Below are 15,819 nucleotides of genomic sequence, written 5' to 3'. Positions count from 1 at the left end.
GCGCCGCGTCCAACCTGGTGTGGGCGCCGGGGAAATCGACGTCGCGATGAAGCACAGCGCTTCACCGGCCGCGACGCCCGCACCCGTGACATCGCGCAGTGCATAGAACCGCGTGGACCCGTTCACTGGCGTCGGCGTGGACGGCGCTGCCCGGCCACGAATGATCGATCTGGCTGATCGAAGCGCTGCAGCCTGTCACAGGTCAGCTGCGCGCAGATCTGCGCGCAGCCGCAGCAGCCGCGCCGGGTGTCTCCACACCGTCCGTCCACGCACCTCGTCCAACGCGGCGTCGACCATGAGCTCAACCACGACAACCGGCTCGACGCGCGAGTACTCGACCGGGGCGGCGGGCCCGAACCGAGCCGGCGCCAGCACCGGCGGCCACGGGTGCCGGGCTCCGACTGGACGCAGCATCGCGCCGAGCTCGGCACGCACCGCCCGCGACAACGTGCCTGTGCGCCCGACCACACGCAGCCGGCCACGCTCGTCGTGGCGGCCGAGCACGAGCGCCACGGGCGCGGAGACCGGGCCGAGCACCCCGCCCACGATCGCCTCCGCGCTCGCGCGTGTCTTGACCTTTCGCCACGCGTGCGTGGGCAGGTATGCCTGGTTGACACGCTTCGCCACGACGCCCTCGATCCCCGCCTCAAGGTGCCCGGTCAACCAGGCCCGCGCCGCAACACCGTCGGTGGTCATCGGCATCACGGCCAACGGCGGCCCTACCCCGTCGAGCAGCTTCTCGAGCACGGCCCGCCGCACCCGCAGCGGGTAGCCGCGCAGGTCGGTGCCGCCGGCAGCGAGCGCGTCGAACACCAAAGTGAACGGGTTCGCAGAATCTGCCACTCCCTGGAGGTGGGAACTTGTCCCCGGAGCAGCCATAGTGGCGGGTAAGCGTGAAGATCGGGGCGCTGCGCATCCGCCGGGCCAGGATGCCGCCGTGGAACCGCTCGCGCGGTTCGGCGCGCTGTTTTCTGCAGATGAGGTCATAAGCGGCCGCCGAATGGTGGGGGATGGCTCCGGCTGCGCTGTCCCGGGCTCCAGAAGCACCGTGCCATAGCCGCGCGCAGCGGCCAGCTCCTTCCAGCGCGAGAGCCCGGGGCCGGCAGGTTTGTGGGGCGAGTGCCGCAACTCGGCCTCTTTGGCCCTCACCACCGACGTAAGTTCACTCGACGAGCGCTCGGTTGGCCTCTGACCAGCGAACGCGGGCACGGAGCTCGTCGAGGTGGCCGCTTGCTACCCAGTCGCGCTGTGGCTGCACTCCCCGTTCGGCCAGGCTCCGCGTCTGCTCGATCGTTTGCAGCTGTCGAGCGATGACGGCGTCGACCAGTCCTGTGACGCAGTCCAGTCCGTAGGCCTCGACAAAGGCGGCGATCCGGCGACGACGATCGGGCGGGTTGCGGAAGCCGAGCCAGCGGATCGCCTCGGTGTCGCTGCGGAAAGGCGCGAAGTACTCGAGCGCGTATGCCACCTCGTCAATCGCGGGGGCGGGGTGCGCGAAGTCCCAGTCGAACAGCCCCGTCGCCGTGTTCCCGTGCCATGTCATGTTCCATGGGCCCGGGTCGCCGTGGCAGATCGTGCCCTTTGAGACTGAGCCCTCGGAGCCCGCCACCTCCGCCACGCTCCAGACTGCCCCGTCCGGCGGGACGAAGGTCTGCGAGGCGTCGTGCACGGCGCGCAGGAGGCGGGCTGCCGAGCGCAGGCCGTGCTCGGTGGCCTGCCGCGGCCAGCATTGCGAACCGGCGGCCCCTGGCACCAGCCGCAATCGCTCCACGTCGTTGTCGATTCCGAGCGGCTCGGGCACGCCGGATAGGCCGGCCGCCATCAGGTGGCGCAGCAGCGCGTGCACGGTCGGCGTCCACGGGCCTGCGGGTCGTGTGACGACACTGCCTTCGATGACGACTCGGGACTCCGCGGCTCCATTCACCTGGGCAGTTTGACCAGAGCCGCCTGGTCGCGCCACGAGTTTGGCTTCACCGTATCTGCGACAGTGCCTTGTCCGGATGGGCCGCGTTCACGTACTTCACTGCGGTGGAGGGGTGTATGCCGAAGAGGCGGATGAGGTGAACTGGATCGGCGGTGTGCTGCGCCTCGTGCAGGACGCGGTCGCGCCACAGCTCCTTGGGGACCAGGCCGACCTGGTCGAAGGCGGCTCGAAGGCCGCAGTAGCTCAAGGGCGGCCGGGCCGGGTGGTGGGCGGACTGGCTGGTGACGAACAGGTGCGGGTTGGTGGTGTCAGGCCAACGACGGCGGCGTTCGCTCAACCAGGCGTTGATCAAGTCAACGGTCAGTTCGTCGAGGTAGACGGTATGCGTGTGCCCGCGACGAGGGACGCGGATGATCAGCCTGGTGAGGTCGAGGTCGTCGAGGCGCAGCCGGGTGACCTCGAGCGGGCGCAGGCCGTGGACGGCCACGAGCGCGACCAGCAGTCGAGCGCGTGGACCGTCAAGCTCGTCGAGCAGGCCGCGTAGCCGATCGCTGGACAGTGGGATGGGGATCCGCACGGGGGTGCTGAGCGAGATCCTGGCTATAGGGTTGTGGAAGACGAGCCGCTCCTGTTTGAGGGCGACGAAGAGCGTGCGCAGGACGTGGTGCAGGTCGCGCGCTTGGCTGCCGCGCCGGCCGGCGAGTTCCTCGCGAATGTGGGTGGCGGTGATCTGGCGCAGGTCCAGGCCGGTCTCGGCCCAGCAGCGCAGGACGGGTAGGGCAAGGGAGAGGTAGCGGCGGATCCGTTCGAAGCTGGCGGGTTGGTGGCGGCGGCGCCCTCGGCCGCGCAGGACCCGCACCCAGGCGTGGAGCTGGCCGGCCATCGGTTCCGGGAGCGTGTCGATCCTGGCCGCGATGACGCATTGGTGGTGCCGGTTGCGGCGATTGGTGTCCAGGTCAGCGACTGCGGTGCCGGACGACCGCTGGCGGTCGGCCCGCGGCCGTTGATCGGGCTCATCCGGTTGTAGGAGGCCGTGTTGGTGGAGGAAGTCGAGCACCCGTCGAGTCGAGGGCGAGGTGGCGCTCGCGGCCAGGGCGCGCACGTCGCGTTCTCGGAACGGGGCTCGGGCGCCCAGCCAGGCCAGTAACCTGCGCAACAGTGCGGTGCCTCCCGGCGCTCCGCCCCCGCTGCGGGCCGGTGTGTTGGCGGTGAACTCGGCGAGCAGCGACGCCGCTAGCTCGGTGAGCGCGGGCAGCTCATCCGCGGTGAGGGCTCGGATCGCGCACCAGTCACGATCGACCGTGAGCAGGGTGTGCTGGTCGGGATCAACCAGATGCGGCGACGGCGAACGGACCGTGGCCGTGGTGGCGCGGCGTCGTGCCCGTTCCCGCAATGTCGGTCCGGACTCCTTGTGCGGGGTGAACCCCAGCACCCCGGCCTGGGTTGACAGGCGAAAGGTAAGATCGCCGGCGAAGGTCAGCTGCGTATCCCGCCCGGCCCGCGTGCCGAACTCGCGCACGACCAGCAGACACCCCCGGCAAAGGCCCTCCTCAGCGTGGAGGGGCAGGAGATCGCGGCGGCAACGCCCGCATCGACCCGGCGGATAGCGGACGCGGTCGTCGCGCCAGCACGCGCAGCCGCGGCAGCGGCGCGTGGTGATCCCCCAGCTGTGGCAGTCCTCGCAACCGCGTACTGGGTGACGAGGTGGAGCAAGCGACCGACGTGGCCGCAGTATCCCCGCCTGATCGAGTACCTGGGCGGCCGCCGCCTTGAGCGGCAGCGCGATCTGGTCGAGCACCTCCTCGCTGACCAGGATGTCGCCGTCGGCGTCGCGAACAGCGAGGGCGAGCCGGAGCAGGCTCATCACCATCCGCGGCCACGTCGGGCTCAAACCCCCTACCGTGGCCATCGCCTCGGCCTGGGCGACCAACACCACCTCCTCCGGCCACCGGCGCCCCACGATCCGGTGGCGGTCAGCCCGCACGAGACGTCGACGCGGGGCAGGCAGCAGACCCAGCTGCCCGGGAACGACGGCCGGGAGAAAGCCGGGATCCCCGTGGGCCTCCGTGGCAACGCGCGGGGTCAGGGCCGGAGCCGGGTCCCGCCGTGAGCTGCGGGGCAGGCTGTAGACCGGTCCGAGGCCGAGCCCGACGATGTGCAGGTGCAGCTGGCTGGCGAACGGCAGGGCCACCGCGCGCCCCGCGCTGAGCTCGGCGCGGGCGGCGATCACACACCCCCGGCACAGATCGTCGCCGTCGACCGGCAGAACCCGCAGGCAGCCCCGGCACTCCCGCCGGCCGGCGCTGTGCGCCTGCCATGACCGGCAGCTCGCGCACTGGCCGTCGCGGCCGAGCTTGATCTGGCCCCAGGCCAGGCACATCTCGCACTGGCGGGCCCACCGCACTCGATGGCCTCCTCGGGTCAGTTCGGGGGCCGACGTCGCCGCGGCCCGTCCTTGCGTGGCACCGGGCGCACCGGTCCGGGCTCGGCACCGGCTGCCGCAGCCTGCGGTGCCTGCTCGCCGCCTTGTTGATCGGTCAGCGGCTCGGCCTCGAGCAGGTCCGCGACCGTGCAGTGCAGGGCCTGACAGATCCGGTCGAGATCATCGAGGCGGACCGTCACCGGGGTGCCACCCCAGAGCGCGGCGACCTTGCTCAGCGATGGGTTGAACCCAACCTCGCGGAACGCGGCCAGCAGATCGGTCGGTCGCCAGATGTCGCGCTTGGCCGCGACCCAGCGCAGATTCCACTTCATCCCAGATTCCCGTTCATCGCAGGCTCCCCGCATCGCGCACCAGCCGCTGCGTCGCCCGGCTCGCCGCCGCCCGGCCGACCTGTTCCGGATCGGCCTGCGCGCTGGCCAAATACCGGACGGTCGTGGTGGTCCACTCATGCCCCAACAGCTTCTGCACCTCCCATAGCGTCATCCCCCGTTCGTAGTTGTGTGTTGCGCACGCATGCCGCAGCAGGTGGGGATGCAGCTCGGCGACCGGGCCAGGCAGATGGCGGCGGGAGGCGGTCTTCAACGCCCGTCGGAACGTCGCCGGCACCACCGCGGGCGCGATCGGCATGTTCAGCGCCGCCACCGCAGGCGGAGTCCGTTCCGACGGGAACAGCGGCGCCAGCGGGTGTTCCGGGTCGTCGCGGAACAGGCCGCGCACGTCCTCGACATACCACCACAACAGCTCACGGCCCTGCTCGAACAGGAACGCTTCGCGCTGACGCGGGCCGGAGCCGCGCGCGCCCTTGCCCTCCACCAGGAATCGGCCCCACTGCCCGGACTCCCAGTGCACATCGGAAACCCGTACTCGGCACAGCTCGCTCGCCCGGACCCCGGACAGGTAGGCGATCTTGGCCATCACGTAATCGCGGCAGGCGACGGCCTCCTTGCGAGCATCGGCCAGCGCGTCGCGCCACCCGGCGAAGAACCTGATCATCGCGGTCTGCGACGGTGGCACTCGCAGCCCGAAGTCTCCACGGTGGCGGGGCCGGTTGAACGGGTCGACCGGGGACTCGACCCCCGCGCCGAACAAGCGACTGATCTCACTCGCGTAGCGCTGCTCCAGGAACGCGAAGTACCCGTCGATCTTGGTGATCTTCGAGCGCACGGTCGCCCGCGCCCGCTTCCCCGGACCAGCGAAGTAGTGGTCCAACTGCTTGGGCTGCAGCCGCCACGGCACCGTGTCGTAGTACTCGCACAGCTCGATGACGGGCTTGACCAGCTGATCGATCGTCCCGGGCATCAGCCCCGCGGCATCACGCGCCCACTGATACTCCGCCAGCGTGTCCAGGTAGAACGAGCGCTCATCCTCGGGAGCGATCCCGGCGGACCGCCGCCGCTGCAAGGTGAACACATCAGCCAGACCCGACCCCGCGGCCTCGTCCCGGCCCGCCGGCACCTCCTCGCCAACGACGCGCAGTCGAGCGTCAGAATCCCCCACGAACACGCAGATTAGACGATCAACTCGCAGATTATGCGAGTGGCTGTCGGAATCTCACGTCACAGAGCTGACAGGGCTGGGCGGAGCCTGACCTGCCCAGACCGGTACCTGACACGCCGAAGGCGCCCTGCGAACCCGTGCGTGCTCCGGTTATAGGACGCCGGCGCGTCCGCGGCCGCGCCCGGTGTCGTGAGGCGACGCTGCAACGCAGTGAAGTCCAGCCGGCCGCCGCCGGAGACCACCACCAGCTCCCCGTCCAGCACGACGTCGGTGAACTGGGCGGCGAGGGCCTGCGCGACCTCCGGGAAGAAGCGGGTGAGCGAACGCTGCTGGCGCGACAGCAGGCGCGCGCGTCCCCCCGCGACAGCGGCTATCACCCTGAACCCGTCGGCCTTGGGCTCATAGCTCCAGCCGGAGCCCATAGGCAGCTCGGGCGCCGGTCGGGCGACCATCGGCTGCACGGGCAGGCGGAGCACCGGCCGACGATAGGCAGATCACAGCGCGCTGACCTGCGGCGGACTCTCCGCAACTGTCGTTGCCGCGGCGCCGGCCACGCCCGCAGACGCCGCCGAGACCCGATCGCGCACCCCCGGCACCGGGGGTGGCGAGCCATAGACCCGTCTCCTGCCGCGCCCCCGCGGATCGACCTCGACGTCCCGCACGACTCGTCCGTGCCGCCGAGGCCAGCGGCACGTCGGCGAGGACATCACCGAGCACGCGCTGAATCGGGTCAGTGACGAGGGCATCAGCGGCTGGCAGCTCGAGGCCATCGGCAGCCTCGTCGACACCGGAACCGCGATCATCCTCGGCGATGAGCCAGACGAGCAGTGGTACGTCGAAGGCCGCCACCGCGTCACCGCGATGCTCGATCCCGGAGTACGCGACACCCTGGCCGCCCGACTCGAAATTGCTCGACTCCTTCACCGGTCAACCACGACCCGCCGACTCGGCCTGATCGCTGCTCGGATCTGACAGCCATCACCTGATGCATCCCCGCCCGGGCGCAGCAGGGTGGGGAGTGAAGTGCTGTCATCAGGGGTATCGGTCCGCCCCGCCTACCACCACAAGCCAAGGAAGCCGCGCATGGCGACTCAGCACCGGCGCCACCGTGATCGCCAAGGCTGGCCCATCCTGATCATCGTCGCGATCGTCCTCGCCGGACTCATCGCCCTCCTGATCGTGTGCTGATCACCGGTCTGTCGACGTAGGCCCCAACCCTTTGCGCACGCGGGCCGTCTCATCGGGCCCCGCGGCTCTCGCGGATCAGGCGGGCTGCCACGAACGCCACGAACGCGAACTCGATCGCCGAGCCGAGGACCAGCCGAACGGCCGTGCTGTCCAGGTCCGGCCACGCGATGACCGCGACGACCGCGATTCCGGCGCCCACACCGCCCGCGGCCATCGCAGGCTGGCGGGCTGCGGCGAACCGGCGCGCGAACACCAGGCAGCCGACCACCATGCTGAACGCCAGCAGAGTGTCAACGGCGCGTTAGAACTGACCCTCTGGCGACGGATTGGAACTGACCCCCCGTGTCCGGTTTCGTTCTAGTTGTCGCGGTCCTTGGCGAGGAGTTCGCGGCGGGCGCGCGTGCGGTAGGAGTCGCCGGAGAGGGTGAGGACCTCGGCGTGGTGGACGAGTCGGTCGATCATGGCGGCGGCGACGATCTCGTCGCCGAAGACTTCGCCCCAGCGGCCGAAGGGCAGGTTCGAGGTGACCATGACCGAGCCCTGTTCATAGCGGGAGGCGATGAGCTGGAAGAACAGGTTCGCCGCGTCGTGGTCGAAGGGGATGTAGCCGACTTCGTCGATGATGATCAGCTTGTAGCGGCGGATCTTGCGCAGCTCGGTTTCCAGCTGTCCGGCCTGGTGCGCGGCGGCGAGGCGGGTGATCCAGTTGCTGGCGGTGTCGAACAGCACCGAGTAGCCGGCCTGGGTGGCTTTGACCCCGAGCCCGATCGCGAGGTGGGTCTTCCCGATCCCGGGTGGTCCGAGCAGGATCACGTTCTCGGCCTTGGCCACGAAGGTGCCGGTCGCCAGGTGGGCGAGCAGGTCGCGGCGCAGCGAGGGCAGGTGGTCGAGGTTGAACTCCTCCAGGGTCTTGACCTGCGGGAAGTGTGCGGTGCGGATGCGCATGGTGGTGCCGGCGGACTCGCGGTCGGCGACCTGGCGTTCCAGGACCGCGGTCAGGTACTCCTCGTGCGACCAGTTCAGGTCGCGGGCCTGGGCGGCGAGGTCGTCCCAGACGCGGGCGATCGTGGGCGTCTTCAACGCCCGGGTCAGGTAGGCCAGCTTCGAACCGAGCTCGGTGCTCGCGCCCGTCTTCGCGCCGGGCTTCGGGGTCGTCGGGGTCGTCGGGGTCGTTCTTGGGGTGGTCATCTACTGCCCTTCAGCGGTGGCGGTCGGTTCGGTGACGGTCGGGTCGGGTGCGGGGTCGAAGTTCACGCCGCAGAGCGCGTCGTAGTCCGGCAGCGCGCGCAGGGCCACGACGTGCCCATCGGTGTGGGAGCGGGTGGAGCGGCGGGCGCGGTCACGGGTGGCGGTGAGCTCGGTGCGCATCGCCCGGGCGATGGCTCGGTGCTCGGGATCGGTGATCGTGGCGCCGCTGGCCCAGGCCCGCTCGTGGGTGGCCACGATCTGCCCGGCGCAGGTGACCGCGACCAGGGCGGGGGTGGCGATCCAGTCGACGAACCGGCCGATCGCGGCCGGGTTGACCGAGTAGTCGTTGCCGTCGATGCGCACGTAGTAGTCGCGGGAGAGCCGGATCCGCCCGGTCAGCCCGACCTGCGGCGCCACCGGCGGCAGCGCGACCATCCCGGCCCGGTCGGCGGTCCACCGCGCGGCGGGGGTGGCCCCGATCGAGCGCAGGTGCCGGGCGTTGGCCACCCCGGTCAGCCACGTCTCGATCTGGGTGTTGAAGTCGAACGGCGAGACGAAGCTGCGCCCGGGCAGGAACGAGGTCTCGAAGTAGCCGTTGCGCCGCTCGATCAGGCCCTTCGACTCCGGGTCCCGCGGCGGGGTGAGCTTGATCCGCACCCCGAGCGTCCCGGCGAACGCGGCCGCCTCGACGCTGGGCTTGCCGGTGCCGCCGATCGCGGCTTCGCGGTCCCAGACCAGCGTGCGGGGGCAGCGGCCCCACCCGCCGATGATCTCCCACATCCCAGCCAGGATGTCCCCGGCCTTGCGGGAAGGGATCATCACCGCGTCCGTCACCCGGGAGAAGCCGCAGGTCATCGCCAACACCGGCAGGACCCGCGCCGCGCCGTGCTGTCCAGCAGGACCGACCGGGATCGGGACCGGCGGAAACCACAGGTCGCACTGCGCGAGCTCGCCGGGGCTGTACTCGAGCCGGTCGGCCGGGTCGGGCGGCAGGAACAACGGCCGCAGCTCACGGACTCGGTCCTTCAGGATGGTCAACGACCGCGTCCAGCCGATCCGCTCGGCGATCACCGTCGCCGGCATCTTCGGATGCTCGGCCAGCAAGGCCCGGACCTGCGGCTCCACCTTGTCCACCAGCGACCCGCGCGGTCCACGCTCACGCGAGGGCGGCGCGTCGGCCCGCAGCGCCGCCCGCACCGTGTTACGCGCCAACCCCAACCGGCGGGCAATCTCCTTGATCGACACACCCTCGGCGCGGTGCAGACGACGGACCTCAGCCCACTCTTCCAACGTGATCACCCCTCCAGCGTCGCGAGGGGGTCAATCCCAACCCGTCGCTAGGGGGTCAGTCTCAGCGCGTCGTCGACAAGCAGGGCGCCGACACTGTGTGCCATCCCGTGCCAGCTGATCTGCGCGGGCGCCCCGGCCGGTGTGCCGGGAGGAAAACCGGCGCCCGGGTCGGTCACGAACACCCCGCCGGTGATCAGCCCCGCCCCCAGCGCGCCGACCAGGATCGGCCCCCACATCCGGCCCGGGCCCTTCCGCAGTACCCGACGCATCCCGGCTGCGCACGCCACGTAGAGCGCCCCGGTCACGACGAAGTTGGCGATCTGTATCCAGCCCAGCTCGCCGAGGCTCAGCAGGCTGAGCGGGTGCCAGGTCGGGTCGAACCCGGGGCGGGTGAGGGCCTGGGCGAGCCACACCACCAGGAACAGCGGCCCGGCGAGGATGCCGCACCCGAGCAACCACACGGTCGGCCGGGACACCGGGGTATCGGACTGCACAGCCATGACGCCTCCCGTTCCGGGCGGCACCACCGCAGCGCCGCTCATCGGGGACGTCGGAGCCGTTGGCTCACCCCGGACACGATCCTCGCCCGTCTCCGGCGAGGCGGTCGGCGCGCCCGTGCAGGTAGCGCTGCTGCGGCAGGTTCATCGTCAGGTCCGCAGCCCTGCGGTAGGACTCGCGGGCGGCGGCGCGATTGCCCGCCCGCTCGAGCAGGTGCGCGCGCACCGCGTGCAGCCGGTGATCCCCGCTGAGCCGCTCGTCGGCGGCGAGCCGCTCCACGCGCCGCAGACCCGCCCGGGGCCCGTCCACCATCGCGACCGCGACGGCGTGGTTCAGGGCCACCACCGGGTTGTCCGAGATCCGCATCAGCAGCTCGTAGAGCAGCCCGATCTGCACCCAGTCGGTGGCGTCGGCGCTCGGTGCCTCGTCGTGCACCGCGGCGATCGCAGCCTGCAGCTGGTACGGGCCGGTCCCGCCGCGCGGCAGGGCCGCGGACACCAGGGCCACCCCCTCCGCGATCGCGCCCGCATCCCACCTCGACCGATCCTGCTCGCCCATCGGGATCAACTCGCCGCCCGGGCCGGTGCGGGCCAGCCGGCGCGCGTCGGTGAGCAGCATCAACGCCAGCAGACCCGCCACCTCGCCGTCGTCGGGCAGCAGCCGGTGCATCATCCGCGCCAGCCGGATCGCCTCCGCCGACAGCTCCACCCGCTGCAGGCGCGGGCCGGAGGTGCTGGCATAGCCCTCGTTGAAGATCAGGTAGAGCACGTGGAGCACCGCGGCGACCCGGTCGTCCCGCTCTGCCGCCGGTGGCAGGGCGAAAGGCGCCCGGCTGTCCCTGATCCGCTGCTTCGCCCGGGTGATGCGTCGCGTCATCGCCCCCTCCGACACCAGGAACGCCCTGGCGATCTCCGCGGTCGTCAGCCCGCCCACCGCGCGCAGGGTCAGCGCGATCTGCGACGCCGGTGCCAGGGCCGGATGGCAGCACAGGAACAGCAGCACGAGCGTGTCGTCCCCGTCGGCGGTCTGCCGGTCCGCGGCAGGTGCGAGCGACTGCTCGGGCAGCCGCCACCGCTGGACCCGGTCCTCCCTGCGCAGGCGGGCCTGCTCGCTGCGCAGCAGATCGGTCAGCCGTCGGGCGGCCACGGTGATCAACCAGGCCCGCGGGTCGTCCGGCACCCCATCCCGCGGCCACTGGGCGGCGGCCGCGATCAGGGCCTCCTGCACCGCGTCCTCCGCCGCGTCGAAATGCCCGTACCTGCGCACGACCGCGCCGAGGACCTGCGGCGCCGACCGGCGCAGCAGACCCTCGACGTCGCCACTGCTCACCGGACGCTCACAGCTCCAGCTCGTCCCACCCGCCCTCGATCGGCCGCACGTCCACATACGCGCCCTCGTCGTCCGGGTTCACCAGCCCGGCCGCGATCTCGGTGGCCCGGTCGAAGCTCGCGCACTCGACGATCGTGTACCCGGCGAGCACCTCCTGCGTCTCGGGGTAGGGCCCGTCGGTGACGACCAGCGCCCCGCCCTGCAACTGCACCCGCCGGGCGTGAACCGGAGCGGTCAGGCCCTGGCCCCCGACGAGCTCGCCGGACTCCGCCAGCTTCTGGTGGAACGACTCCATGTAGGCGTGCATCGCCGCGACCGCCTCCGGCGTCATCGCGGGCTTGCCGGTGGGCTTGCCGGCCAGGACGTCGTAGTCCTGCTGGGACCCGTACAACATGATCATGTACTTCACGGTGTGTTCCTTCCGTGGGCACCACCCTGGCGCCTCGCCCGGGACGTCGGTACCGCATCGACGTACCGGACACCGGATTCCACACCGCTCGCCCTCTCGCCGACCAGACCGCCGATCACGTTGGACCCCAGCCGAGGGCCCGCTCGATCTCGGGCTGCTGCGCGATCTCGGTCGGCCGCCCGAAGGTGGCGAGCCAGCCGGGCGGGGCGTGCTCGAGGCCATCTCGGCGGACGCGTCGACCGCGTCGGACAGCCCGCCGCTGGCCCGCTCCTCGCCACCTCGACTGGAGGGGCTCGACCGGGCCGTGCTCTGGAAGCTCGTCTGCCGCCTCGCCCGCGGCGCCGCCATCCACTCCTGGGCGCCGCCGGCATGAGCGCAGGCCGGTGAGCTGCTCACCCACCGCGAAGACCAGTAGGCCACGACCTGCTCTCCCCGCCATCCGGGCTGGAGACGGTAGCGAAGGCAGCGCAAGGCGCTGACGAAGTTCGGCGGCCCGGGGATGGCGCCCACCCGGACCGGCGTCCCCGACGGTGGGCGCCTCCGGAATGGGCGGTCGCCGAGCCTCAGCCGGTGATCCGGGCGCCCTGGAACACCAGATCCGAACCGATGTTCACGTCGAGCACCGACACCGAGTCGGGCACGGGCAGCAGCGCGAACAGGGTCCCTGTCTCCTGATACGGGACGAACATGGCGCCGGCCGAGGTGATGGTGCACGCGCAGTGCAGGTGGTAGCTGCCCTCGCGGACGACCGCGGCCCGGTCGACGTTCATCGTCTGGTAGATGCGCCCGGTGGCCGGGTCGGTGGCGGTGGTGCCGCCGAGGCTGGACAGCGCGGTGGTGCTGGGGGCGGTCCAGAACGGGCTGAGGTCCTCGGTGCTGTCGCGCAGGTTCGTCATCGTGTAGCTGAGCAGGACGACGTCCTCGGCGATGCGTTCCAGGCCCAGCCCGTTGAGCTCGGCCTTGGCGTCAGGGTAGTCCGGGGCACCGGTCACCGTCGCGTGGAACTCGGTCATCGGGCGGCCCGCCCCGGCGGCCCCCGGCGCCGCCGGGGCGGAGGTCGGCGGCGATTGTTCGGTGTCGGTGGGTCGGGGGAACGACACCGTGACGCGGCGGTTCTGCCGGGCCCCTTCGGGGGTGGAGTTGTCGGCGATCGGGCGCGTCGAGCCGTACCCGGCCGTGGTGAACGTGACGCCAGTGCCGACGCGCTGGGCCAGTGCGGCGCGGACGGTCTCGGCGCGGCGTTCCGACAGCGGCTGGTTGATCGCGTCGTTGCCGCTGGAGTCGGTGTGGCCGGCGATCTCGACGTGCGTGCCGCCGTCGGCGTCGAGGCGCCGCGCGGTGCGGGCGAGTACCTCGTCCGCCGCGGGCGTCAGCGTTGACTCGTTGAGCGCGAAGAGCACGTCGGCCGACAGCTCCACGTCCGTGGTGTCCGCGTTCTCCCTTACGGTCTCCGAGCCGTCCGCAAGCGTGGACGAGCCGAGGAGCGGGAACACCTCAGGTGTCGCGGCTGGTGCCTGGTCGGGGTGGGTGATGCCGTAGGCGGCCAGGTCGGGCGCCTGGTCACCGATCGGGACGTCGACGAAGGGCAGCGAGAACGGCGAGAACACCGTCAGCTCGGTGACACCCTCCGGTGGTGCGGGCAGCACAGCGGCCGCCGTGACCGGCTGCTCCCGGGTGATACCCCAGCCGTGCGAATCCTCGAACGTCGTGCACAGGCAGGAGCGGTCCTCGGTGAAGTAGGTCAGGTGGGCCGAGCGGCCCTCCGGGCCGATCCAGAACAGGCCATTGAGCGCCTCTTGCGGGTACTCCGAGCCGGGCGTGGCGAAGGAGGTGAAGCCGAACAGATTGCTGTCCCACGGCCCGGTCGCCTCCTCGCTGGTGAACCTCACCGCGGCGACCAGGTGATGGTCGCCGAGCCGGTTCAGCGTGAGAGAGGCCGTCGCGGGCAGGGCGTCCCGGTCGGCCACGACCTCCCGCTCGACGGCCCCGGCCGGAGCGTTACCCCCCGACGCTCCGGCCGGCGGGCCGTCCTGCGCGTTCGCCCCGGCCGGAGGTGTAGCCGGCGCCGCTGTACCGGTGACGTCGCCGCCGGTGGAGCAGCCTACGAGCAGCAGCACGGCCAGCGCGGCCCCGACCGCGACGCGCGACGACAGCGAACTCCTTCGAAGCGAGGGATGCAGGTGGTCCGACATCGCGTCGACGGTAGTGCAGGCCCGGTTGAAAGATCGAATAGAGGTGTTAGCTCCACGTCGCGCGGTCGTGCTTGGCTGCATGGCCTGCTGGCCCGGCTCGCAGAGCTCAACAGCTCACGCACGATGCCGCCCCGACGGGGGGCACACGGGGAGGCGTCCGTCCAGCCACTACAGAGATGCGACGAACTGGTGATGACGTGCCGAAGGTGCCGCCAGGATCGTGCAGGGATGAGTGCGCCGATCAGCGGAGTTGCCGTCGCACGGGTCCTGTGGGGCGTTGTCACCCCCGCCTACATCGCGGTGCAGATCATCGTGGTGAGCGCCTGGCCGGTGCCCTACGACCTGCTCCACCACACGGTCAGTGACCTCGGCTGAATCGCATGCACCGTCGAGCGCCGTCCGGTCGGAGTCCTCGCGTCGTGCTCACCGCGACACGCGCTGTTCAACATCGCAACCGGGGCACTGTCGGCGCTGCTCGCCACCGGCGGTGTCGCCCTGCGCCCCTTGTACGTCCGGCGACGCCGTACTCGCTGGATCCTCGCCACGTGGGTGGTGATCGGGGTCAGCGGGGTGGCCACCGCGCTCGTGCCCGGCGACGTGAACATCACGCGGCACTCGTTGCTCGCCGTCCCGCTGTTCGCAGGCCAGATCCTCGTGCTCATCCTGATCGCCAGCAGCACCCGACGAACCGCGCCGGCCCTCGCCGCGGCCGCCGCTGTCGCGGCCGCCGCCTCCATCCCTTGGGACGGTCGCGCTCGGCTTCGCACTGGCCGGCCATGGCCCGGTCGGCATCGCCGAACGGCTGGCAGCCGAGACCATCTACGTGTGTGTCTGGCTCTGCCTCCGATGCAAGACAGCTAGAAGAGTTCGTCGCGCAACAATAAGTGCTACTGAAGCGATGGCGAAGTATACAGCGGGAAGCCAGAACAACCCCGGAAGACCAACCCGGCCTACCAGTAATAGTGCAGAGACGGAAGCGATGACCGTCGCCGCCGACTGCCCCGCGAAGAATAAAGAACTTGCTAGACCTCCGGCAGCGTTCGTATGGAGCTGAAGAAACGGTGCGCGTCGTCGATCGCGGCCCGCAGCTCCTCGGTGCTGTACTGGGCGTGGCGGCGGTTGGTGTGCGGGTCGGTCGCACCGCCGGTCACCATGATCTTGATGAGATCGGCCGAGCGGGCGACGAGCCGGCGGACGGCGGTGCGGATCTGAATGGCGTCGTCGGCGGGGGTGCCGATGTCCTCGCCGTGCCCAGCGGTCGTGGTGATCGCTTCCGCGGCGGCGAGGACCCGCGGGCCGGCGGCGACGCCGGACCGCACTAGGTCGCGCACGGTCAGCGCCAGTCCGGAACGCGACCCGCAGTCGACCGCTGAAGATGAACTTCCCGTTCCCGACGTCCTACCCGAACTTCGGAACCTACGGGCAGATCTGGCAGTCCGACCTCGCGAAGATCGGCGTCACGCTCAACATCGAGCCGATCAGCCAGGGCCGCTGGACCGACATCGGATCCGGGCAGGACCCGACCGTCGACGTCGTGCCGTGGCAGGTCGGCCGCTGCCTGCAGGACGGGGCGGTGTTCTTCGCCGCCAACTCCGGATACCGCGGCGCCGACCAGCGCTTCGGCTACCAGAACCCGCAGCTCGAACAGCTCGTCGCCGACGGCCAGATCGAGACCGACCCGGCCCGGCGCACCGAGATCTACCGGCAGCTCAACCAGATCGTCGTCGACGAGTGCACCAACATCTCCTTCACCACCTACTCCGAGACGTTCACCTGGTCGCAGACGGTCACCGGCCCCGGCTACGACCTCGCCGGCAACCTGCGGGTGGCCGGGGTCGAGCTCACGACATGAGGGCCGCAT

At 71.0% G+C, this 15,819-nt stretch carries 17 protein-coding genes; 3 read left to right on the top strand and 14 right to left on the bottom strand.

Translation table 11 applies throughout. The features are described 5' to 3' along the window. Positions 1 to 195: 195 nt before the first annotated feature. The 12 genes from FB558_RS42280 to FB558_RS42225 all read right to left on the bottom strand — a co-directional run bounded on the left by FB558_RS42280 (position 196) and on the right by FB558_RS42225 (position 11,757). On the bottom strand, positions 196 to 879 hold the full coding sequence (locus tag FB558_RS42280; RefSeq protein WP_281288731.1) for an ATP-dependent DNA ligase: 684 nt from the start codon (positions 877 to 879) through the stop codon (positions 196 to 198). 283 nt (positions 880 to 1,162) lie between these two features. After that, a complete protein-coding gene (locus FB558_RS42275) occupies positions 1,163 to 1,846 on the bottom strand; it encodes a phosphotransferase (RefSeq protein WP_211367248.1) in 684 nt (227 codons plus the stop codon). Positions 1,847 to 1,970: 124 nt separating this feature from the next. After that, a complete protein-coding gene (locus tag FB558_RS42270; protein WP_142065288.1) occupies positions 1,971 to 4,328 on the bottom strand; it encodes a site-specific integrase in 2,358 nt (785 codons plus the stop codon). Positions 4,329 to 4,345: 17 nt separating this feature from the next. Beyond that, positions 4,346 to 4,711: a helix-turn-helix domain-containing protein gene (locus FB558_RS42265; RefSeq protein ID WP_246107156.1), complete on the bottom strand. Its 366-nt coding sequence runs from the start codon at positions 4,709 to 4,711 to the stop codon at positions 4,346 to 4,348. Continuing rightward, complete coding sequence (locus tag FB558_RS42260) at positions 4,692 to 5,864, bottom strand: site-specific integrase (protein ID WP_211367247.1); 1,173 nt, start codon at positions 5,862 to 5,864, stop codon at positions 4,692 to 4,694. The genes FB558_RS42265 and FB558_RS42260 overlap by 20 nt, the downstream gene beginning before the upstream one ends. A 59-nt stretch (positions 5,865 to 5,923) precedes the next feature. Continuing rightward, positions 5,924 to 6,340, bottom strand: a complete 417-nt coding sequence (locus tag FB558_RS42255; protein WP_142065286.1) for an ATP-dependent DNA ligase — start codon at positions 6,338 to 6,340, stop codon at positions 5,924 to 5,926. A gap of 761 nt (positions 6,341 to 7,101) precedes the next feature. Then, positions 7,102 to 7,323 (bottom strand): hypothetical protein, encoded by a 222-nt coding sequence (locus FB558_RS42250; RefSeq protein ID WP_142065284.1) that lies wholly within the window; start codon positions 7,321 to 7,323, stop codon positions 7,102 to 7,104. 86 nt (positions 7,324 to 7,409) lie between these two features. Next, entirely contained in the window at positions 7,410 to 8,240 is an 831-nt protein-coding gene (gene istB / locus FB558_RS42245; protein WP_142065282.1) for an IS21-like element helper ATPase IstB, read from the bottom strand. Then, positions 8,241 to 9,539, bottom strand: coding sequence for an IS21 family transposase (gene istA, locus FB558_RS42240; RefSeq protein WP_142065280.1), 1,299 nt, complete (start codon positions 9,537 to 9,539; stop codon positions 8,241 to 8,243). Between the two features lie 38 nt (positions 9,540 to 9,577). Further along, on the bottom strand, positions 9,578 to 10,030 hold the full coding sequence (locus FB558_RS42235) for a DUF998 domain-containing protein (RefSeq protein WP_142065278.1): 453 nt from the start codon (positions 10,028 to 10,030) through the stop codon (positions 9,578 to 9,580). A 64-nt stretch (positions 10,031 to 10,094) separates the two neighbouring features. Beyond that, a complete protein-coding gene (locus FB558_RS42230; protein WP_246107155.1) occupies positions 10,095 to 11,357 on the bottom strand; it encodes an RNA polymerase sigma factor in 1,263 nt (420 codons plus the stop codon). Between the two features lie 7 nt (positions 11,358 to 11,364). Further along, on the bottom strand, positions 11,365 to 11,757 hold the full coding sequence (locus FB558_RS42225) for a YciI family protein (RefSeq protein ID WP_246107158.1): 393 nt from the start codon (positions 11,755 to 11,757) through the stop codon (positions 11,365 to 11,367). A 217-nt stretch (positions 11,758 to 11,974) separates the two neighbouring features. Here FB558_RS42225 and FB558_RS43720 point away from each other — a divergent pair, with 217 nt between their 5' ends. Next, positions 11,975 to 12,139 (top strand): hypothetical protein, encoded by a 165-nt coding sequence (locus FB558_RS43720; protein WP_170231825.1) that lies wholly within the window; start codon positions 11,975 to 11,977, stop codon positions 12,137 to 12,139. A 190-nt stretch (positions 12,140 to 12,329) separates the two neighbouring features. Here FB558_RS43720 and FB558_RS44240 read toward each other — a convergent pair whose 3' ends face one another. After that, entirely contained in the window at positions 12,330 to 13,958 is a 1,629-nt protein-coding gene (locus FB558_RS44240; protein ID WP_211367246.1) for an OmpA family protein, read from the bottom strand. 228 nt (positions 13,959 to 14,186) lie between these two features. Between FB558_RS44240 and FB558_RS43715 the strand changes: the two genes are divergently transcribed. Next, positions 14,187 to 14,333 (top strand): hypothetical protein, encoded by a 147-nt coding sequence (locus FB558_RS43715; RefSeq protein WP_170231824.1) that lies wholly within the window; start codon positions 14,187 to 14,189, stop codon positions 14,331 to 14,333. Positions 14,334 to 14,980: 647 nt separating this feature from the next. On the opposite strand, the gene FB558_RS42215 is transcribed toward FB558_RS43715, so the two are convergent. After that, on the bottom strand, positions 14,981 to 15,289 hold the full coding sequence (locus FB558_RS42215) for an amidohydrolase family protein (protein WP_142065272.1): 309 nt from the start codon (positions 15,287 to 15,289) through the stop codon (positions 14,981 to 14,983). A gap of 44 nt (positions 15,290 to 15,333) precedes the next feature. Between FB558_RS42215 and FB558_RS42210 the strand changes: the two genes are divergently transcribed. Then, on the top strand, positions 15,334 to 15,810 hold the full coding sequence (locus FB558_RS42210; protein ID WP_142065270.1) for a periplasmic substrate-binding domain-containing protein: 477 nt from the start codon (positions 15,334 to 15,336) through the stop codon (positions 15,808 to 15,810). The last annotated feature ends 9 nt before the right edge of the window (positions 15,811 to 15,819 follow it).

The organism is Pseudonocardia kunmingensis (assembly GCF_006716445.1).
Classification (GTDB): domain Bacteria; phylum Actinomycetota; class Actinomycetes; order Mycobacteriales; family Pseudonocardiaceae; genus Pseudonocardia; species Pseudonocardia kunmingensis.
The sequence above is the reverse complement of the archived record's forward strand: the minus strand, read 5'-3'. Positions and strand labels throughout refer to the sequence as shown.